Below are 20,171 nucleotides of genomic sequence, written 5' to 3' on the forward strand. Positions count from 1 at the left end.
TCAGCCTCCGCGGGCCGGCGGCTCGTAGCCGGCGGGAACGGGAACGGGGAAGTCCATCAGCATCTGCGCGAAGGCCTTGCCCTGCGGGTCGATGCGCAGCGAGGCGACGCCTCCCCCGCCGAGGCAGTCGTGCAGCACGAAATTGAGCGCGGCGATGCCGGGCAGGTCGAAGCGCTCGACGCGGGTGACGCCGGTCTGGCGGAAGTAATTCTTGACCGCTTCGGGCGTCAGCGCCGCCTTGATCAGCCGCAGGTCATCGGCGCGGCGCGCGATCACGCCGATATTCGCGGAATTGCCCTTGTCCCCGCTGCGTCCGACCGCGAGGGCAACGAGCGGCAGCGTCGCTGCTTCGCCACGAACCGTCGCCACCCCTGCCATCTCGACCGGCGCGGGATCGCTTGGCCCTCCCTTCGGGGCCTCGACGACGAAGCTCTCGTCGCCAATGGCCACCCTCGCCGTGACACTGTCGGCCGGCACGAGGAACGAATAGCCGCGAAACACCGGCTGCACGCCAGGCCTGCCCGCAAAGAAGCCGGTGAGCCCCTGCGCCATGGCGGTGGCGGCCGGCGCGATTTCGCCAGCGAGAATCGCCAGCGGCTTCTCCTGCGCGTGCTGCGCGGCGATCTTCAGAACGACCTCGCGGCTGGCGCGCGCTTCGGGCCGAGCGTTGTCGCCATGGGTCGCCTCGCTGCCGAGCACTTCGACGGAGGTCTCGGTGAAATCGGCGTGGCCGGCTTCGGCAATCAGGCGGCTGGCGCGCTTCAGGATGGCTTCGCCCGCGCGCGCCGCCTTGGCCGCGGCATCGCGCCCGCCGATCGTGACCGTTCCGATGGTGCGGAAACCGTCGGGGTAAGTCGCGCTGACCTTGAGCATGCCGGAAGGCGGGCGGCCCTTGGCACCCGCGACGCGGACGCGATCCGGCCCGTCCTGCACCATCGTCACCGTGCGGAAGTCGCAGGCGACGTCGGGCAGGAGATAGGCGGCGGGATCGCCGATCTCGTAAAGCATCTGCTCGGCCACCGTCAGCGGCGTGATGCGGCCCCCGGTGCCATCCGGCTTCGTCACCACGAATTCGCCAGAGGCGTGGCACTCGACGACCGGGAAACCCATATCGTCCCAGCCCGGCACCTCGGCCCAGTCGGTGGCGATGCCCCCCGTCACCTGCGCGCCGCATTCGATGAGGTGACCGGCAAGGCTGCCCGCAGCGAGCTTGTCATAGTCACCCGCGCCCCAGCCGAACTCATGCATCAGCGCGCCGAGCGTGACGGCGGAATCGACGCAACGGCCGGTGATGACGATATCGGCACCCTTGGCGAGCGCCGCCGCGATGGGGCCCGCCCCGAGATAGGCATTGGCGCTGGCGAAACGCTCCGGCATCGGCGCGCCCGTGAACATCTCCGTTGTTCCCGCCGCGCGGATCGCCTCAATCTGGGGCAGCACATCGTCGCCGGTGACGACGGCGATCTTCGGGGACAGGCCGAGCGCGGCAGACCGGCGCGCGAGTTCCACCGCCGCGCCTTGAGGGTTCATGCCGCCGCCATTCGAGACGACCTTGATGCCGCGCGCCGTGATCTCCGGCAGCAGACCACCGACGACCTCCACGAAGTCCGGGACATAGCCGAGATCGGGCTTCCTCGCGCGGATGCGTGCGAGCAGCGCCAGCGTGATCTCCGCGAGATAGTCGAAGACGAGATAGTCGATATTGCCGCGCGTCACGAGCTGGCGGGCGCCCTCGGGGCTGTCGCCCCAGAACCCGGCAGCACCGCCGATGCGGACGATCCGTTCCGCGCTCATGACGCCACCCAGCGGGGCTGGCGGCGCTCGTTGAACGCCTTGAAGCCCTCCACGGCATCGTCGGTCCTGGCCAGCAGCGGCAGCACGCGCTGGGCATATTCGACGCCGTCGAGATAGGGCATTTCGGCGATCGTGTTCAGGGCCCTGCGGCCGAAGCGCATGGCCGTCGGCGCGCCGCCCGAAAGCGTCGCGACCAGTTCGTCGATACGGGCGTCCAGATCAGCCGCCGGCACGGCCTCGCTCAATGCGCCGATGGCAACGCCTTCCGCCGCCGAGACCGGCTTGCCGGTGGCCGAGAGGCGCATGACATCGCGGCGCGACAGGACCCTCAGCATGGAGGGCAGGATCATCAGCGGGAACAGGCCGAGCGTGACTTCCGGCGTGCCGAGCCGGACATGGTCCGCGCCAATGGCGAAGTCGCAGGCGCAGACGAGACCGAAACCGCCCCCGAGCGCGTGGCCGTTGACCCGCGCGATGGTCGCCACGGGACAGTTCTCGAGCGCGCGCAGAAGGATCGCAACCGGATTGTCGAGACGGTTCGGATCGACGCGGAAGGGATCGCCGTCCGCATCGGATTTCAGGTTGCCGCCGGCACAGAAGACCTTTCCGCCCGCGCCAGTCAGCACCAGGGCGCGGACACCTTCGCGGCGGCCGGCTTCCTCGACGCCGGCGATCAGCTCGGCAAGAACCGCATCATCCAGCGCGTTGCGCTTTTCCTCGCGGTCGATGACGAGCCACAGCACCGCACCGCGCTGCTCAAGGCGGACCTCGCCCATCGTTTCTCTCCCTATTGAATATCATTCATTTTTCATGGACTGTACCGCAAATTGCTCGTCTTGCAAGGGCATGAGAGGCTGGCGCCACCAGCCGGATGGAGGAAGCCATGACCGATCAATCGCCCGACAGCCCCGTCCTGTTCGATATTGTCGGCTCGGTGGCGGTCATCAGGCTGAACCGCCCGAAGCAGCTCAACGTGCTCGATCCGGCCATGGGCCGTGGCCTCGTCGCGGCGGTCGATGCGGCGGCCGATCTCGACGCCGTTCGGGCGGTGGTGCTGTCCGGCACCGGCCGGTCCTTCTGCGCCGGCGGCGATCTCAGCCTGTTTCATGGCGATCTCGCGGGTGCGTCGGAATCGGCAGCCGACCTCATCGACCTGTTCCACACCGCCCTGCGCGGCATCGCGCTGATGCCGAAGCCGGTGATCGCGGCCGTCCATGGACCGGTCGCGGGCGGCGGCTTCTCGCTGGCGGTTGGCTGCGACCTGGTCGTCGCGACGGAGGATGCGACCTTCCTCGCGGCCTATACGAAGCTCGGCACCAGCCCGGATGTGGCCTGTCATGGTCGCTGGCACAACTTGTCGGGCGCCGGCGCGCGCTCGACCTTCTGCTGACCAACGAGCGGGTCGACGCCAGGACCGCGCTCGCCTGGGGCCTCGTCAACCGGGTCGTGCCCGCCGGCGAGGCGGAACAGGCCGCGATTGCCCTTGCCACGACGTTCGAGGGAGCTTCCGCCGCAACCACGGCCGCGGTGAAGCGGCTCGTCGGCGATGCGGTGTCGGCCTCGTTCGACGCCCAGCTCGATGCGGAAAAGGCGTCGTTCGTGGAGCGCGCCGGCACGGCCGATTTCCGCGAGGGCATCACAGCCTTCATCGAGCGGCGACCGGCGAAGTTCGCGAACTGACGAAGCTCAGCTCCGCAGCAGTTCGCCCGCGATGATCAGCTTGCGGATTTCGGTCGTGCCTGCCCCGATCTCCAGCAGCTTCGAGGCGCGATACAGGCGGTTGACCTCGGTCTCGCGCATATAGCCGGCGCCGCCGAAAATCTGAACCGCATCGCCGATGACCCGCGTGCATCCCTCGGCGGCGAACATGATGGCGGCGGCGGTGACCTTGTGGATCTCGCCGCGCCCGCCGTCGCCTTCGCCGAGGTCGTTGGCCTGCGCCAGCGTGCGGTAGCAGAGCGACTTCATCGCCTCGACCGTGACATACATCTCCGCCAGCTTGCCCTGCACCAGCTGGAACTCGCCGATGGTCTTGCCGAACTGCTGGCGCGTCTTCGCATAGTCGATGGCGAGATCGAGCGCGCGCTCGGCCATGCCGACATTGATCATGGCGACGATGGCGCGTTCGAGGTCGAGGCCGCTCATCACGACGGCAACGCCGCGGTTCTCATCGCCCACCATGTTCGTCGCCGGCACGCGGCAATCGTCGAAGGTCAGCTCGGCCGTGGTCGAACCGCGAAAGCCCATCTTGTCGAGCTTCTGCGCCACAGCGAAGCCCGGCGTGCCCTTCTCCACCACGAAGGCGGAAATGCCCTTGGCGCCCTTCGCCTTGTCGGTCTTGGCATAGACGAGGACGAGGTCCGCCACGGGGCCGTTGGTGATGTAGAGCTTGCGGCCGTTGAGCACGTAGTCGTCGCCGTCGCGGCGCGCCGTCGTCGCCATGGAGCCGAGCGCATCGGAGCCCGCCCCGGGCTCCGTCAGCCCCAGCGCGCCGATCTTCGTGCCGTCGCAAAGGCCGGGCACGAAGCGCTTCTTCACCGCCTCGCCGGCATTGCGCGCGATGTTGTTGAGGCAAAGGTTCTCGTGCGCCACGTAGGACAGCGCGACGGCCGGATTGTAGCGCGCGAGCCCCTGCGTGATCAGGCCCGACGTGAAGAAATCCGAGCCCGAGCCGCCGAGGCTCTCGGGCACCGTGACGCCAAGAAAACCCATCTCCGCGAGCTTCGGCATGGCCTCAGGCGGCCACCATTCCTCGTCGTCCATCCGCTGCTGCAGCGGCAGCAGCTCGTCCTGCGAAAAGCGCGATGCAAGATCGAGAATCTCGCGCTGGTCGGGCGTCAGGTCGAAGGCGGAATAGGGGCTGTTGCGCCCCTCGGCGGTGGCCGTGGTCATGGTGTCCTCCCCAGGACGGTTCCGCCTGTTGCGGCGTGTTGACATGCTTCAGTGAATGATATTCAGTATTCCCATCTTGGCAAGCGCCCGGGCCTTTCGCGAGGAAGGCATTCGACAGAGGCGCAGCCGAGGAGGAACGCAACGGACAGGGAGGAGCGCGGCACCACCGCGCTTGCTGCACGCGCATGCCCGTGATCAGCGCTCAGAAGATGCAGGATCGGCGCGACTCGATCCTTGCCGCGGCGCGCGGAGCCTTCGCCAAGGGCGGCTTCGAGGGCACATCCATTGCCGACATCGCCCGCGCGGCGCGCGTCTCCGACGGCCTCGTCTATCGCTACTTCGCGAGCAAGCGCGATCTCCTGAACGCGGTGCTGACCGAGTTCTACGAGCGCACCATGGTCGACCTCGAAGCCATTGCCGCGCGCGATGCCCCCTTCGAGGAACGCCTGCACGACATCATCCATCGGCATATCGAGGCCTTCGTCCACGATACCGACGCCTGCCGCCTGTTCATTTCGGAAGTACGGACGGCCGCCGACTATCAGGGCTCGCCCGTGCAGCAGCTCAACCGGCGTTACACGTCGATCCTCGTGGGCATCATCGAAAGCGGAATCGCCAAGGGCGAGGTGCGCGCGGACATCGAGATGCGCCTCGTGCGCGACGTGATCTTCGGCGCCATCGAGCACCGCACCTGGGCCGCCGTGAATGGCCGCCCCCTCGACATCGACGCCACCGCCGGGGGCCTGGTCGAGTTGCTGCGCTACGGCCTGATGGCGCGACCGGAAAGGACCGGCCAATGAGCGCCCTTCCCTTCGATGCGCTGCTGGTCGCCAATCGCGGCGAGATCGCGCTCAGGATCATCCGCACGGCGAAGCGGCTGGGGCTGCGCACCGTCGTCGTCGCCCATGAGGCCGACCACGGATCGCCCGCGACGGCGGCCGCTGATGTCGTCGTTCCGATCCACGGCAAGACCGGCGTCGCCGCCTATCTCGACGGCGCGCAGATCATCGACGCCGCGCGCAAGACCGGCGCAGGCGCCATCCATCCCGGCTACGGGTTTTTGTCGGAGAATGCGGCCTTCGCGCGCGCGGTCGCGCAGGCGGGCATCGCCTTCGTCGGCCCGACGCCGGAGGCCATCGACCTGATGGGCGACAAGGTGCGCGCCCGCGCCTTCGTCGCGAACAAGGGCTTTCCCGTCGCGCCATCGGCGATCGAGGACGATGATCCCGCGACGTTCGTGGCGCGCGCCCGCGCACTCGGCGCCCCGCTGCTGGTCAAGCCGTCCGCCGGCGGTGGCGGCAAGGGCATGCGCATCGTCCGCGACATGGCGGTGCTCGAACAGGAGATCGCGCAGGCACGCAGCGAGGGCGAGCGCTATTTCGGCGACGGCCGGCTCTATGTCGAGCGCTTCGTCGAGCAGCCGCGCCACATCGAGGTGCAGGTGATGGGCGATGCCCACGGCACCGTCGTCCATCTCGGCGAACGCGAGTGCTCGGTCCAGCGGCGCTTCCAGAAGATCGTCGAGGAGACGCCCTCGCCCGGCCTCAGCGCCGACGAGCGCCGGCGCATCTGCGATGCGGCGGCCGGCATTGCCCGCGCGGCCGGCTATCGCAATGCCGGCACGGTCGAGTTCATCTACGGCCGCGGCGAGTTCTACTTCCTCGAGATGAACACGCGCCTGCAGGTCGAGCACCCGGTGACCGAAATGGTCACAGGCATCGACCTGGTCGAAGCGCAGCTGCGCGTGGCGGCCGGCGAAAGGCTGACCTTCGCGCAGAACGACATCCGGTCGAACGGCCATTCCATCGAGCTGCGCATCTATGCCGAGTCGGCATCACGCGGCTTCACGCCGACGACCGGCTCGGTGCTGGCGCTGCGGCTTCCGTCCGGTGAGGGCGTGCGCGTCGATATCGGCATCGCCGAGGGCCAGCGCGTCACCACCAATTTCGACCCCATGCTCGCGAAGCTGATCGTCCACGCGCCGGACCGGGGCGAGGCCATCGCGCGGGCGCGCAAGGCGCTGGCCGACTTCGCCCTGCTCGGCTGCGAGACCAATATCGGCTTTCTCGACCGGCTCGTCGCCGATCCCGCCTTCGCCGCTGGCGAAGTTCATACCGGCTGGCTCGACGCCAATCCCGCGCTTGCCGCCGATCCGGAGATCGCTCCCGACCTGCGCCGCAGGCTCGTGGCCATCGCGGCGCTGGCGACGCGCGCGATCCGCGACGGCGCGGATGCCGTGCCGCCGCTATATGCCGCCATGGGCGGGTGGAGGAACTGATGCGCCACGCCTTCGAGATCGGCGGCATCGAGACCGAGGTCTGGCTCGCGCGGGACGGCGACACCTACCGGCTGCATGGCGACGCAGGCGAAGCGCGTGTCGCTCTGGCCAAGCGTGGTTCCGATGCGGTGCTCGACATCGACGGCCTCACCGAGAAGGCGCTTGTCGTCCTCGACGGCGAGACCATTCATGTCCACGTGGCCGGCGGCAATTACATGCTGCGCCATCTCGATCCCGCGCGACGCTTCGCCGATGGCGATGCGGGCAGCGGCGCGGATGTCGCGCGCGCGCCCATGCCGGGCACCGTCGTGCGGATCGATGTGACCGCCGGGCAGAAGGTCGCGACCGGCGATGCGCTCGTCGTCATCGAGAGCATGAAGCTGGAGACCACCATCCGCGCCTGGCACGACGGCGTCGTCGCCGACATCCATGTTTCGGCCGGCCAGAGCTTCGACCGCGACGCGGTTCTCGTAACCCTTGCGGCGGAGGCGGCCTGACATGCGCCGGATCGTCTCGTCCATCGATACGCGCTCGGCGGAGTTTACCGCCAACGTCGCGCACAATCGCGGCCTCGCCGCTGGCCTGAAATCGGCTCAGGATCGCGCGCGCCGCGAGCGCCCACAGCGCGACCTCGATCGCCTCGCGCGGCAAAACAAGATGTTCGTGCGCGACCGGATCGAGGCGCTGCTCGACCCCGGCACGCCGTTCCTGGAACTGTCGACGCTTGCGGCCAACCAGGCCTATGAGGGCGACGTTCCCGGCGCCGGCATCGTCTCCGGCATCGGCATCGTCTCCGGCCGCGAAGTGATCATCCACGCCGACGATGCCAGCGTGAAGGGCGGCGCCTGGTATCCGCTCTCGGTGAAGAAGATCGTCCGGACGCTCGACATCGCCATCGAGAACCGCCTGCCGGTGGTGCATCTCTGCGACAGCGCCGGCGGCTTCCTGCCGCTGCAGGCCGAACTCTTCGGCGACCGCTATCTCGCCGGGCGCATTTTCCGCAATCAGGCGATCCTGTCGAAGATGGGCATTCCGCAGGTCGCCATCGTACTCGGCCATTGCACGGCGGGCGGGGCCTATGTGCCGGCGCTCTCCGAATACAATGTCATCGTCAAGGGCACGGGCGCGATCTTCCTCGGCGGCCCGCCGCTGGTGAAGGCAGCGACCGGCGAGGAGGTCACCGTCGAGGAACTCGGCGGCGCCGACGTCCACACCCGCATTTCCGGTACCGCCGACTATCCCGCGACCAACGAGCGGCACGCCATCGCCATCGCGCGCGAAATCGTCGGCACCTTCCCGAAGCGCGCCAAGGCAGCCGTGGAATGGGCCGCGCCTGAGCCGCCGGCCTACGACCCGGCCGAGCTCTACGGGATCATTCCGCGCGACATCAAGGTGCAGTTCGACATGCGCGAGGTGATCGCCCGCATCGTCGATGGCTCGCGCTTCCACGAATACCAGCCGGCCTATGGCACCAGCCTCATCTGCGGATTCGCCAATGTCTGGGGTTGTCCTGTCGGAATCCTGGCCAATAACGGAGTCCTGTTCAACGACTCCACGCTCAAGGGCGCGCATTTCATGCAGCTCTGCGACCAGAAGAAGACGCCGATCCTGTTCCTGCAGAACATCACCGGCTACATGGTCGGCCGCGACTACGAGCATCGCGGCATCACCAAGGACGGCGCCAAGATGATCATGGCGGTGGCCGGCCTCGAGGTTCCGAAGATCACCGTCGTCGTCAACGGCTCGTTCGGCGCCGGCAATTACGGCATGTCCGGCCGCGCCTTCGATCCGCGCTTCCTGTTCATGTGGCCGCAGAGCCAGATTTCGGTGATGGGCGCCGAGCAGGCCTCCAACGTGCTCGCCGACATCAAGCTGCGCCAGCTCGCCCGCCACGGCGAGAAGCTGGACGCGGCCGGCATCGCCGCCATCCGCGAACCGATCCTGGAGGAGTACCGGCGGCAGTCGAGCGCCTATTACTCGACCTCGGAGATCTGGGACGACGGCATTCTCGACCCCGTCGATACCCGCAACGCACTGGCGATCACCCTTTCGGCCGCGCTCAACGCGCCGGGCGGCGATCCCCATTACGGCGTCTTCAGGATGTGAGGGCGCGATGACCACAAACGGCACACCGACGTCCAGCCATTCCCTTGCGGATCGTCCCGTCGTCCTTGCCTGCGACGCCATCGAGCGCTCCTTCGGCGGCCTGAAGGCGCTGAAGGGCGCGACGCTGAACGTCCGCGAGGGTGAGATCTTCGGCCTCGTCGGCCCGAACGGCTCGGGCAAGACGACCCTCGTCAACGTCGTCACCGGCTTCTATCCGCCGGAGGCCGGGACGGTGACGCTGTTCGGCGAGAACATCACGCATGTCGCGCCCCACCTCATCGCCCGCAAGGGCGTCGCGCGCACCTTCCAGAACCTCGCCCTGTTCAAGGGCATGAGCGTGCTCGACAACATCCTGATCGGCCGCCACACCCACATGCACCCCTCGGCGCTGGGCACGCTGTTCTACTGGTGGTGGGCGCAGAGGGAGGAACTCGCCAACCGCCGCATCGTCGAGGAGGTCATCGAGTTCATGCAGCTCCAGGACATCCGCGACGAGCCCGTGGATGTCATCCCGCTCGGCCTGCAGAAGCGGGTGGAGCTTGCCCGCGCACTGGTCGCCGAGCCGCGCTTCCTGATCCTCGACGAGCCCATGGCCGGCATGAACCAGGAGGAGAAGGAATATATCGCGCGCTTCATCCTCGATGCCCGTGAGGAGCGCGGCGTCACCATCCTTATCATCGAGCACCACATGGACGTGGTGACCGCCATCTGCGACCGCGTCGTGGTGCTGAGCTACGGCGAGATCATTTCGGAGGGTCCGCCGCAGGAGGCCATCGCGCATCCGAAGGTGGTCTCCGCCTATCTCGGCGAGCGCGCCGCCAAGCGCCACCAGCAGCAGGCGGTGGCGTCATGACCGCGCACGCGACACCGCCCGCCGCCATCGCCTGGCCGAAGATGCAGGACGGCCAGCCGGCGACGCTCGTCGCGGCGCTCGCCCGCAACGCCGCCGAGTTCGGCGGCCGGGTCGCGTTCCGCGAGCGCAAGTACGGCGTCTGGCAGGAACAGACTTGGGTCGAGGTGCTGGAGGAGACGGCCGCCATCGCCGCCGGCCTCGAAGCGCGTGGGCTGAAAGCCGGCGCCGCTCTCACTGTGATCGGCGACAACCGCCCGCGCCTCTACTACGCGATGATGGCCGCGAACATGCTGCGCGCCTATCCCTCGCCCTGCTATCCCGACATTCCGCTGGACGAGCTGATCGCCGCCACACGCCACGGCGCGCCGACCGTCGCCTTCGCCGAGGATCAGGAGCAGGTCGACAAGCTGCTGGAACTGCGCGGCAAGATCGGCCGGCCGACCACCATCGCCTATGACGACGAGCGCGGTCTCGCCGCCTACGGGGACGATGGCATTCTCTCCATCGAGGCGCTGATCGCGGAAGGCCGCGCGCGCCTGCAGCGGGAGCCCGGTCTGGTCGCGGAACTGGTGGGACGCCCGGGTGCCGACGACATTACCGTGCTGCTGCATTCATCCGGCACGACCGGCCAGCCCAAGGGCATCCCGCTGCGCCACCGCAACGTCACGCGCGGCGTGCTGAACGCGGCCGCCTCGGGCTATTTCCACCAGCACGAGGAACTGTTCGCCTATCTGCCCACGGCCTGGGTCGGCGACTTCGTCTTCACGCTCGGCGCGGGACTGATGCTGACCGCGACCATCAACATCCCCGAGCGGCAGGAAACGGTGCTCCACGACCTGCGCGAGGTCTCGCCGACCTTCTATCTTGCGGCGCCGCGCGCCTGGGACCAGATGCTGACCCGCATCCAGGTCGGCATCAAGAACTCCACGCCGCTGAAGCGGAAGCTGTTCGACACGTTCATGCCGCGCGCCGTGGCGCTGGAGAAGAAGCGCCTCGCAGGCGGCAGCCCGACGCTGCCGGAGCGCCTCGTCCACGCGGTCGGCGACGCGCTCGTCTATGCGCCGCTGCGCGACTATCTCGGCCTTGCGCGCGCCGAGCGCGCCTTCACCGGCGGCGAGGCGCTGGGCGAGGACACGTTCCTGTTCTTCCGGGCGCTGGGCATCCGGCTCAAGCAGTTCTACGGCCAGACCGAAACCTGCGCGCTGACCGCCGCCCAGAGCGAGGGCACGGTCAAGCTGCACACGGTCGGCCGTCCCATGCAGGGCGTCGAGATCAGGATCGACGACTCGGGTGAAATCCTCGTCCGCTCGCCCTCGGTCATCGACGGCTACTACGACGATCCGGAATCCTCGGCCAAGGCCATCGCCGACGGCTGGCTGCATACCGGCGACGCCGGACGGCTGGACGAGGACGGCGACCTGATCGTGCTCGGCCGCGTCAGCGAAGTGGTGCGCACCGCGAACGGCGAGCGCTACATCCCGAACTTCATCGAGAACCGGCTGAAGTTCTCGCCTTACATCCGCAACGTCGCTGTGCTGGGGGCCGGCCGCGACATCCTCACCGCCATCGTCTGCATCGATTTCGAGGCGGTCGGCCACTGGGCCGAGGAGCGGCGCATCTCCTATACCTCCTATGCGGACCTGTCGCAGAAGCCTCAGGTACAGGAGCTCATCGGCAGCGTCGTCGCCCATGTCAACGAGACCCAGCCGGCGACGCTGCGGGTGCGCCGCTTCGTCAACCTGCACAAGGATTTCGATGCCGACGACGGCGAGATCACGCGCACGCGCAAGCTCCGCCGCAACATCATCGAGACGACCTACGAGCCGCTGATCGCGGCGCTCTACAGCGATGCGCGGGAGACCGTCTACGACGCGACGATCACCTACGAAAGCGGCGAGCGCGGCGTCATCCGCCGCACCCTGACGATAACGGAGGTTCCGGCCTGATGGACTATATCCTCATCGCGGAACTCGCCGTTTCCGGCCTTTTCGTCGGGCTGATGTACGCCCTCGTCTCGCTCGGCATTGTGCTGATCTACAAGACCTCCGGCCTCGTCAACCTTGCGCAGGGCGCGATGGCGATGACCGGCGGCTATGTCACCTGGGCGATCGCGGCCGGGCTCGGCGCGCCGATGTGGATCGCCATCGCCCTGGCGCTGGTCGTCATGTTCTTCGCCGGCATGATGGTGGAGCGCCTCGCGCTGCGCCGCATGATCGGCCAGCCGGTGATCATGACCATCATGCTCACGCTCGGCATCGAGATCATGCTGCGCGGCCTGATGCCCGGCGTGTTCGGCGCGGCGGTGAAGCGCCTCGACATCGGCATTCCGCAGGCGCCGCTGTTTCTCGGCGAGCTCCTGATCAACCGCGCGACGCTGATTGGCGGCGTCATCTCGCTCGGCCTGATCGTATTGTCGCTCGCCTTCTTCAACTCGCGCTACGGCGTGGTCATGCGGGCGGTCGCCGACGACCAGACGGCGTCGTGGTCGGTCGGCATCCGGGTCGAGCGCGCCATCGCGGTGGCCTGGGGCCTCGGCGCGGTCATGGCGACCTCCGCCGGCATCCTCTGGGGCGCGACGCAGGGCGTCGACTGGTCGCTGTCGCTTCTGCTCGTGAAGGCGCTCGCCATCGCCATTCTCGGCGGGCTCGATTCCATTCCGGGCGTGCTGCTGGCGGGGCTGATCGTCGGCGTGGCGGAGAGCCTCGCGACCGGCATCATCGACCCGCTGGTCGGCGGCGGCACCCGCGATATCGTCGCCTCGGTGATCATCCTCCTGACGCTTCTCCTGAAGCCTCACGGCCTGTTCGGCCGCGAGCATATCGAGCGCGTGTGAGGCCACCATGTTCTATCGCCGCGCCGGCATCCGCCACACCCGCTACCAGGACGAGAGGCAGCTTTTTCCCCTCGGCTTCGACCGCTTCCTCATCGTCACCGTTCTGGTGATTCTGGTCGCGGCGCCCTTCCTGCTCGACCGCTTCTACCTTGCCGGCTACCTCATTCCCTGGCTGATCTGGACCTCGGCCGCGCTCGGCCTCAACCTCCTGATGGGCGGCGCGGGACAGATCCATCTCGGCTACGGCGCGGTGATGGCCATCGGCGCCTATGGCTCGGTCCATATGGTGCGCGCGGGCGTGCCGCTGGAGATCGCCATGATCGGCGGCGGCCTCCTGTCGGCGTCCATCGGCATCGTCTTCGGCGCGGCGGCGCTGCGGGTGAAAGGCATCTACCTCGCCATGGCGACGCTCGCCATGCAGTACATCGTCGATTTCGTCATTTCGCAGACGCCGGCCATTTCCGGCGGCTCGCTGGCGACCATCCAGGTGCCGCCGGTGCGCTTCCTCGGGATCAGCCTGCGTGGCGACACCGAGACCTATTACTTCGCGCTGTTCATCTGTTTCCTGATCACGCTGTTCATGCTGAATGTCGGCCGCACCAGCTTCGGCCGAGCGCTGGCCGCCGTGCGCGAGAAGGACTACGCCGCCCAGATCCTCGGCGTCAGCGTGTTCAAGTACAAGCTGCTGGCCTTCTGGGTCTCGTCGTTCATCGGCGGCGTGGTCGGCTCGGTTCTCGCGGTCTGCTACCTGCGCGCCATCTCGCCGGACCAGTTCCATATCGAGCTGTCGATCCAGTTGCTCGCCATGGTCATCGTCGGTGGCCTCGGCTCCGTGCTCGGGCCGTTCTTCGGCGCGGCGCTGATCCTGTTCGCGCCGATCGTGCTGAACAACCTGACGGGCTTCGTCGCGACCTCGTTCGGGCTCGCCATCCCCATCGACCTGCGCGCCCACATCCCGCTCATCGCCTACGGCGCGCTGGTCATCGGCTTCCTGCTCTACGAGCCGCTCGGCCTCGCCAAGATCTACTCCAATCTGAGGAACTACATGCTCGTCTGGCCGTTCCGCCACGCCCAGCGGTGACGACCTTCAACAAATCACAACGGGGCGGAGGAAACACCCAATGGCAGTCAACCGTCGCATCTTCGTGTCGGGCTCGGCGGCAACGCTCGCCGCCCCGGCCCTGATCCCGTCCCACGCCTTCGGGCAGGACAAGGTCATCCGCTTCACGATGGCCCAGGACTTCACGCGCATCTATACGTTCGTGACCTCGGAATACAGCCAGGGCCAGCGGGACTATTTCACGCTGATCAACGAGCGCGGCGGCGTGAACGGCCACCGCATCCAGGCCGACGTTTCCGACCACGCCAACGACCTGCCGCGCGCCATCGAAGCCTATGAGCGCGGCAAGCGCGAGGGCGCGGTGCTCTGCGATCCCCTGTCGACGCCGGTCGCCCGCGCACTGGTGCCGCGCGCGCTGGAGGACAAGATCAACCTGATCACCGCCTTTTCCGGCCGCTCGGACGCGGCCGATGGCTCGGCCTTCCCCTATGTGCTGCCGCTGTCGATCAACTACTGGACGCAGGCCGGCCTGATCGTCGACCACTTCGCCAAGGTCGCGGGCGGCAGCCTGCGCGGCAAGAAGATCGTCTTCGTCCACATCGACACGCCGTTCGGCAAGGAGCCGCTGCCGATCCTCCAGGTTCTGGCCCAGCGCCAGGGCTTCGAGCTGGTGACCTTCCCCTATACGCCGCCCGGCAACGACCAGGCGGCGATCTGGCCGCAGGTGCGCCGCGCGCGCCCGGACTTCGTGATGTTCTGGGGCGCCGGCGTCGGCCAGACCGTCGCCATGACCGAAGCCATCCGCAACGGCCTGCCGATGGACCGTGTGTCCTCGTCCGTCTGGATGTCGGAATCGGACATGGAGGTGGTCGGCAAGGCGGCGGCGAAGGGCGTGATGAAGGTCGAGCCCTGCGCCTCCGGCCGCGACCCGAAGCCGATCAAGGACATCCTTGCCGAGGTGGTCGCCAAGGGCAAAGGCGCCGGTCCCGAGGCCAAGATCGGCACGGCCTACTACAATTACGGTGTCCAGATGGCCTCGCTCATGGTCGAGGGCGTGCGCAAGGCGTTCGAGAAGGCGCCGAACGGCCCTATCACCGGCGCCTGGCTCAACGAGGGCCTGCGCTCGATTTCCAACTTCACGGCGGACGGCATGCTGCCGCCCACCACCGTCACCAAGGAAGACCATCAGGGCGGCGGGCAGGGCCGCATCTCCCAGTGGGACGGCACCAAGTTCGTGCCTATCACCGGCTGGTTCACGGCCAACCAGGACGTCGTCTGGGGCGAGGTGAAGAAGTACTCGGAAGAGTTCCGCCGCACCGGCAAGTGAGCCGCATCTGACTGATCGGGCCGCGTTCGCGCGGCCCGGTTCCGCCACAGCGAAGGCCGTCCATGTCGCTTCTGATGCTCAACAATGTCGAGGTCGCCTATGACCGCGTCTTCCTCGCGGTGAAGGGCGTTTCCATCGAAGTGCCCGAGCGCGGGCTGGTGGCGCTGCTCGGCGCCAACGGCGCGGGCAAGAGCACGGTGCTGAAGTCGGTGAGCGGCCTCCTGAAGCCCGAGCGCGGCGAGGTCTCGCGCGGCGAGGTCGTCTTCGCCGGCGAAGACATTCTGGCGCTCGACCCGCCGGACCGTGTCCGGCGCGGCATTGCCCACGTGCTGGAGGGCCGGCGCGTGTTCGGCCATCTGACGCCGCAGGAGAACCTGCTGGCGGCCGCCTCCATGCACAACGACCGCGCCAAGGTGAACCGGCTGATCGAACAGATGTTCGCGACCTTCCCGCGCCTTGCCCAGCGCGCCAAAGCCAAGGCCGGCTATCTCTCGGGCGGCGAGCAGCAGATGCTGGCGATCGCCCGCGCGCTGATGACCGAGCCGAAGCTGCTGATGCTCGACGAGCCGAGCCTCGGCCTCGCGCCGTTCCTCGTCGACGAGATCTTCGACATCGTGAAGAAGATCAACGCCGAGCAGGGCGTCGCGGTGCTGCTGGTCGAGCAGAACGCGACCGCGGCGCTGGAGATCGCCCATTCCGGCTATCTGATCGAGAATGGCCGCATCCTGATGAACGGCACGGCCGAGGTGCTGAGCGCCAATCCCGATGTCGCCGAGGCCTATCTCGGCGGCCACCAGCGGGTCGACTACCACGCGGTGAAGCACTATCGCCGCCGCAAGCGCTGGCTCGCCTGAGCCGGAGGTTCGGCGCGGCCGGCATCCGGATTTCGTCGCGCCCCGGAATCGCCCCGGGGGCACTCGCGGCACGCCCTTCCACATTGAGCATGAGACCTGAACGGCGGCCGCCACGCGAGCCGCAGGCTCCGGCGCCTTGCCGTCCGGATTTAGTTATGCAACATAACTGTTATCGCTATCCGGAGCCGGACCATGCCGATATCCGTGGCCGCCGCGCCAGCGTCAGGTCCGCTCGCCATCACGGTGAGCGGCGGCGTCATGACGGTCGGGCTGAACCGGCCGGCCAAGCGCAATGCGCTGGATGACGCGACGGTCCTCGCGCTCGAAGGCTGCTTCGCCACGCTGCCCAAGGGCGTTGCCGCGGTCGTCATCCACGGCGTCGGCGATCATTTCTGCGCCGGGCTCGACCTCTCCGAACTGACCGAGCGCGACGTCACCGACGGCATGCTGCATTCGCGCATGTGGCACCGCACCTTCGACCGTATCCAGTTCGGCCCCGTGCCAGTGGTCGCGGCGCTGAAGGGCGCGGTGATCGGCGGCGGTCTTGAATTGGCGGCCGCCTGCCATGTGCGCGTCGCGGAAACCGGCACGTTCTACGCCCTGCCCGAGGGCCAGCGCGGCATTTTCGTCGGCGGCGGCGGCTCGGTGCGCCTGCCGCGCCTCGTCGGCGTGGCGCGGATGGCCGACATGATGCTCACCGGCCGCACCTATTCCGCCGAGGAGGGCGTGCCGCTCGGCTTCTCGCAATATCTCGCCGGTGCCGGCGAGGGCTTCGACCTCGCGCAGAAGCTTGCCGCCAGGATGGCCGGCAATGCGCCGATGACCAATTTCGCCGTCATCCAGGCGCTGCCGCGCATCGCCGACAGCGACCCGCAGGCGGGCCTGCTGATGGAATCGCTGATGGCCGCCGTGGCGCAGGGCGACGACGAGGCCAAGACGCGCATGCGCGATTTCCTCGCGAAGAAGGCGGGCAAGGTCAGGCCCGGCTAGACCGGAACAAGGTGCACGCGCCCGACAAGAGGCGCGGCACGAGGAGGACAGGGAGGACGCCATGAATGCCGTGACGGCGCATCCGCTGCGCCCGCTCCGGTTCAACGATCCGGCGGTCGATGTCGAGCATCGGCCGGACGGCACGATATTGCTGCGACCGCGCGAGGCGCTGCCGCCCTATCCCGACCGGATCACCGACCGCCTGCTGCACTGGGCGCGCGAAACGCCCGGCCGGGTGTTCATCGCCGAGCGCGTGGGCGAGAGCTGGCGCCCGGTCACCTATGCCGAGGCGCTGCGGGCGGCTCGCGCCATCGCGACAGCGCTGATACGCCGCAGGCTCTCGGCCGAGCGGCCGCTCGTCATTCTCTCGGGCAATTCGGTAAGTCACGGGCTTCTAGCGCTGGGCGCGCTGATGGCGGGCGTGCCCTTCTGCGCGGTGTCGCCGGCCTATTCGCTGGTGTCGAGCGACTTCGCCAAGCTGCGCTACGTGATGGAGCTGCTGACGCCGGGCCTCGTTTTCGCGGACGACGCGAAGACCTTTGCGCCGGCCATCGCGGCGGCCGTGCCCGGCGGGACGGAAGTCGCGATCGGTCAGGGCAGCCTGTCCGGTCGCTCGGCGACGCTGGTCTCCGCGCTGACCGCCGAGATCGACGATGCTGCCGTAGACGCGGCCCATGCCGCCGTCGGCCCCGAGACCATCGCCAAGTTCCTGCTCACCTCCGGCTCCACCGGCAATCCCAAGGCGGTGATCAACACCCAGCGCATGCTCTGCGCCAATCAGGTCATGCTGCGCGAGACGCTGACCTTCCTGAAGGAGGAGCCGCCGGTCATCGTCGACTGGCTGCCGTGGAACCACACGTTCGGCGGCAACCACAATTACGGTCTCGTGCTCTACAATGGCGGCACGCTCCATATCGACGACGGCAAGCCGGTGCCCGGCGGCATCGAGGCGACGATCAGGAACCTGCGCGAGATCGCGCCGACGGTCTATTTCAACGTGCCGAAGGGCTACGAGTCGCTGGTGGCGCATCTGCGCGCCGACGCTGCCCTTCGGCGAACCTTCTTCTCGCGGCTGCAATGCCTGTTCTTCGCGGGCGCCTCGCTTTCGACCCATGTCTGGCGCGCGCTGGACGAGCTCGCGGTGATGGAGATCGGCCACCGGCTGCCCATGCTGACCGGCCTCGGCGCGACCGAGACCGCGCCCTTCTCGCTGTCGGTGACGCCGCAGGGCAGCCGCTCCGGCCATGTCGGCCTGCCGGTCGCCGGCAACGCGCTGAAACTGGTGCCGTCCGGCGGCAAGCTGGAAGCGCGAGTGAAGGGTCCGAACGTCACCCCCGGCTACTGGCGCCAGCCCGATGTCACCGCCAAGTCCTTCGACGAGGAAGGCTTCTACTGCTTCGGCGACGCACTGCGGCCGGTCGACCCGTCGGACTTCTCGCGCGGCTTCGATTTCGACGGCCGCATCGCCGAGGACTTCAAGCTCGCGACCGGGACGTGGGTCAGCGTCGGCCCCTTAAGGGCGCGTTTCATCGCGGCGACCGCACCGATGACCCGCGACGTGGTGATCGCCGGCCTCGACCGCGACGACCTCGCCGGGATCGTCCTCCTCGATCCCGACGGCGTGCGGGAGGCCTGCCCGCACCTCAAGAACACCACCGACCTGAAGGTCATGGCAGCCGACGCCGCCCTGCGCGACCTCTATGCGGAAAGGCTCACGGCCTTCGCGGCGGCGGCCACCGGCTCGGCCACGCGGATCGCCCGCATCCTCCTGCTGGACGGGCCGCTCTCCATCGACCGGGGCGAGGTGACCGACAAGGGCTCGGTCAACCAGCGCGCGGTGATCGCCGGGCGCACTGGCCTGGTCGAGGAGCTCTATGCCGAACCCCGCCCTGCCCGCGTCATTTCCGCCGAGGGGCGATGACAAAGGCGGCGGCGGATGCTTGTCTGACGGAAATGACAAAGGGCTGCATGCAAGCAGCTCATCGACACCCCCCGGGAGGATTTCAGATGATCACGCTTTCACGACGCAGCACGCTTCTTGGCGGCACGGCCCTGGGCCTTGCCGGGCTCTCCGGCCGCGCCTTCGGCCAGGCCGCCGAGATGACGGTCGGCATCACCATTTCGATCACCGGGCCGGCCGCCGCGCTGGGCATTCCGATCCGCAATTCGGTCGAGCTGATGCCGACCGAGATCGCCGGCGTGAAGATCCGCCCCATCGTGCTCGACGATGCCGGCGACCCGACCGCCGCCACCACCAATGCCCGCCGCTTCGCGACGCAGGACAAGGTCGACGTGCTGATGGGCTCGTCCACGACCCCGCCCGGCATCGCCGTGTCCAATGTCGCGGCCGAGGCGCAGATCCCGCACTTCTCCTTCGCGCCGATCCCGGTGCCGCCTGAGCGGCAGAAGTGGAGCGTGGTCATGCCGCAGCCGGTGGCGCTGATGGCCAAGGCCCTGTTCGAGCACATGAAGAAGAACAACGTGAAGACGGTCGCGATGATCGGCTTCTCGGATTCGTGGGGCGACCTGTGGCTGCGCGAATTCAAGGCGCAGGCCGAACCCGGCGGCATGCAGCTCGTCGCCGACGAGCGCTACGCCCGCGCCGACACCTCGGTCGCCGGCCAGGCGCTGAAGATCGTCTCGCTGCGGCCGCAGGCCGTGCTGGTCGCCGCCTCCGGCACGGGCGCGGCACTGCCGCAGATCGCGCTGCGCGAGCGCGGCTATCAGGGGCCGATCTACCAGACCCACGGCGCGGTGACGCGCGACTTCATCCGCATCGCGGGACGTTCGGCCGAGGGCGTGATCATGGCCTCGGGCCCGGTCATCGCGCCGGAACTGCTGCCTGCCGGCGCGGCCACGAAGGCGCCGGGCCTCGCCTATGTCACCGCCTACGAGGGCAAATACGGCCAGCACACCCGCACCCAGTTCGGCGCGCATATCTTCGACGCCTACAAGGTGCTGGAGCGCGTCGTGCCGGTTGCGATCAAGGCGGCGCGGCCGGGCACGCAGGAGTTCCGCGAGGCGATCCGCAAGGCCATGCTGACCGAGAAGGACATTCTCGCCAGCCAGGGCGTGTTCAACTTCACCGAGACCGACCGCTACGGCGTCGACGACCGCGCCCGCATCCTCATCACGGTGAAGGACGGCAACTGGGCGCTGGTGAATTGACAATGACGGAGCGGCG

General features: G+C 68.1%; 18 protein-coding genes. 15 read left to right on the top strand and 3 right to left on the bottom strand.

Annotation, left to right across the window (positions count from 1 at the left end; translation table 11 throughout):
- The gene (locus JNK84_RS16855; protein WP_293425836.1) at window positions 1-1,794 is read right to left on the bottom strand and encodes an acyclic terpene utilization AtuA family protein; all 1,794 of its coding nucleotides are present in this window, start codon (window positions 1,792-1,794) and stop codon (window positions 1-3) included.
- Window positions 1,791-2,570, bottom strand: a complete 780-nt coding sequence (locus tag JNK84_RS16860; RefSeq protein WP_293425837.1) for an enoyl-CoA hydratase-related protein — start codon at window positions 2,568-2,570, stop codon at window positions 1,791-1,793. Before JNK84_RS16860 ends, JNK84_RS16855 begins: the two co-directional genes overlap by 4 nt.
- Before the next feature lie 107 nt (window positions 2,571-2,677).
- On the opposite strand from JNK84_RS16860, the gene JNK84_RS16865 reads away from it, so the two are divergent.
- A complete protein-coding gene (locus JNK84_RS16865) occupies window positions 2,678-3,184 on the top strand; it encodes an enoyl-CoA hydratase/isomerase family protein (protein WP_293425838.1) in 507 nt (168 codons plus the stop codon).
- A 56-nt stretch (window positions 3,185-3,240) separates the two neighbouring features.
- Window positions 3,241-3,474 (top strand): enoyl-CoA hydratase-related protein, encoded by a 234-nt coding sequence (locus JNK84_RS16870; protein ID WP_293425839.1) that lies wholly within the window; start codon window positions 3,241-3,243, stop codon window positions 3,472-3,474.
- A 6-nt stretch (window positions 3,475-3,480) separates the two neighbouring features.
- On the opposite strand, the gene JNK84_RS16875 is transcribed toward JNK84_RS16870, so the two are convergent.
- On the bottom strand, window positions 3,481-4,686 hold the full coding sequence (locus tag JNK84_RS16875; RefSeq protein ID WP_293425840.1) for an acyl-CoA dehydrogenase family protein: 1,206 nt from the start codon (window positions 4,684-4,686) through the stop codon (window positions 3,481-3,483).
- 191 nt (window positions 4,687-4,877) lie between these two features.
- On the opposite strand from JNK84_RS16875, the gene JNK84_RS16880 reads away from it, so the two are divergent.
- The 13 genes from JNK84_RS16880 to JNK84_RS16940 all read left to right on the top strand — a co-directional run bounded on the left by JNK84_RS16880 (window position 4,878) and on the right by JNK84_RS16940 (window position 20,155).
- Entirely contained in the window at window positions 4,878-5,486 is a 609-nt protein-coding gene (locus JNK84_RS16880; protein WP_293425841.1) for a TetR/AcrR family transcriptional regulator, read from the top strand.
- Window positions 5,483-6,964, top strand: coding sequence for an acetyl-CoA carboxylase biotin carboxylase subunit (locus JNK84_RS16885; RefSeq protein ID WP_293425842.1), 1,482 nt, complete (start codon window positions 5,483-5,485; stop codon window positions 6,962-6,964). Before JNK84_RS16880 ends, JNK84_RS16885 begins: the two co-directional genes overlap by 4 nt.
- On the top strand, window positions 6,964-7,461 hold the full coding sequence (locus tag JNK84_RS16890) for an acetyl-CoA carboxylase biotin carboxyl carrier protein subunit (RefSeq protein ID WP_293425843.1): 498 nt from the start codon (window positions 6,964-6,966) through the stop codon (window positions 7,459-7,461). Before JNK84_RS16885 ends, JNK84_RS16890 begins: the two co-directional genes overlap by 1 nt.
- 1 nt (window position 7,462) lies before the next feature.
- Complete coding sequence (locus JNK84_RS16895; RefSeq protein WP_293425844.1) at window positions 7,463-9,070, top strand: acyl-CoA carboxylase subunit beta; 1,608 nt, start codon at window positions 7,463-7,465, stop codon at window positions 9,068-9,070.
- A 7-nt stretch (window positions 9,071-9,077) separates the two neighbouring features.
- Complete coding sequence (locus tag JNK84_RS16900; RefSeq protein ID WP_293425845.1) at window positions 9,078-9,923, top strand: ABC transporter ATP-binding protein; 846 nt, start codon at window positions 9,078-9,080, stop codon at window positions 9,921-9,923.
- On the top strand, window positions 9,920-11,869 hold the full coding sequence (locus tag JNK84_RS16905) for an AMP-dependent synthetase/ligase (RefSeq protein WP_293425846.1): 1,950 nt from the start codon (window positions 9,920-9,922) through the stop codon (window positions 11,867-11,869). The genes JNK84_RS16900 and JNK84_RS16905 overlap by 4 nt, the downstream gene beginning before the upstream one ends.
- Window positions 11,869-12,756, top strand: a complete 888-nt coding sequence (locus JNK84_RS16910; protein WP_293425847.1) for a branched-chain amino acid ABC transporter permease — start codon at window positions 11,869-11,871, stop codon at window positions 12,754-12,756. The genes JNK84_RS16905 and JNK84_RS16910 overlap by 1 nt, the downstream gene beginning before the upstream one ends.
- 7 nt (window positions 12,757-12,763) lie before the next feature.
- Window positions 12,764-13,837 carry a branched-chain amino acid ABC transporter permease gene (locus JNK84_RS16915; protein WP_293425848.1) on the top strand — a complete coding sequence of 358 codons (1,074 nt, stop codon included), beginning with the start codon at window positions 12,764-12,766 and terminating at the stop codon, window positions 13,835-13,837.
- Window positions 13,838-13,877: 40 nt separating this feature from the next.
- The gene (locus JNK84_RS16920) at window positions 13,878-15,143 is read left to right on the top strand and encodes an ABC transporter substrate-binding protein (RefSeq protein ID WP_293425849.1); all 1,266 of its coding nucleotides are present in this window, start codon (window positions 13,878-13,880) and stop codon (window positions 15,141-15,143) included.
- Between the two features lie 62 nt (window positions 15,144-15,205).
- On the top strand, window positions 15,206-15,997 hold the full coding sequence (locus JNK84_RS16925; protein WP_293425850.1) for an ABC transporter ATP-binding protein: 792 nt from the start codon (window positions 15,206-15,208) through the stop codon (window positions 15,995-15,997).
- A gap of 192 nt (window positions 15,998-16,189) precedes the next feature.
- A complete protein-coding gene (locus tag JNK84_RS16930) occupies window positions 16,190-16,987 on the top strand; it encodes a crotonase/enoyl-CoA hydratase family protein (RefSeq protein WP_293425851.1) in 798 nt (265 codons plus the stop codon).
- A gap of 61 nt (window positions 16,988-17,048) precedes the next feature.
- A complete protein-coding gene (locus tag JNK84_RS16935) occupies window positions 17,049-18,908 on the top strand; it encodes a feruloyl-CoA synthase (RefSeq protein ID WP_293425852.1) in 1,860 nt (619 codons plus the stop codon).
- A gap of 86 nt (window positions 18,909-18,994) precedes the next feature.
- Window positions 18,995-20,155 carry an ABC transporter substrate-binding protein gene (locus JNK84_RS16940; protein WP_293425853.1) on the top strand — a complete coding sequence of 387 codons (1,161 nt, stop codon included), beginning with the start codon at window positions 18,995-18,997 and terminating at the stop codon, window positions 20,153-20,155.
- The last annotated feature ends 16 nt before the right edge of the window (window positions 20,156-20,171 follow it).

Source organism: Phreatobacter sp., assembly GCF_016793595.1.
In the GTDB taxonomy this organism is placed as follows: domain Bacteria; phylum Pseudomonadota; class Alphaproteobacteria; order Rhizobiales; family Phreatobacteraceae; genus Phreatobacter.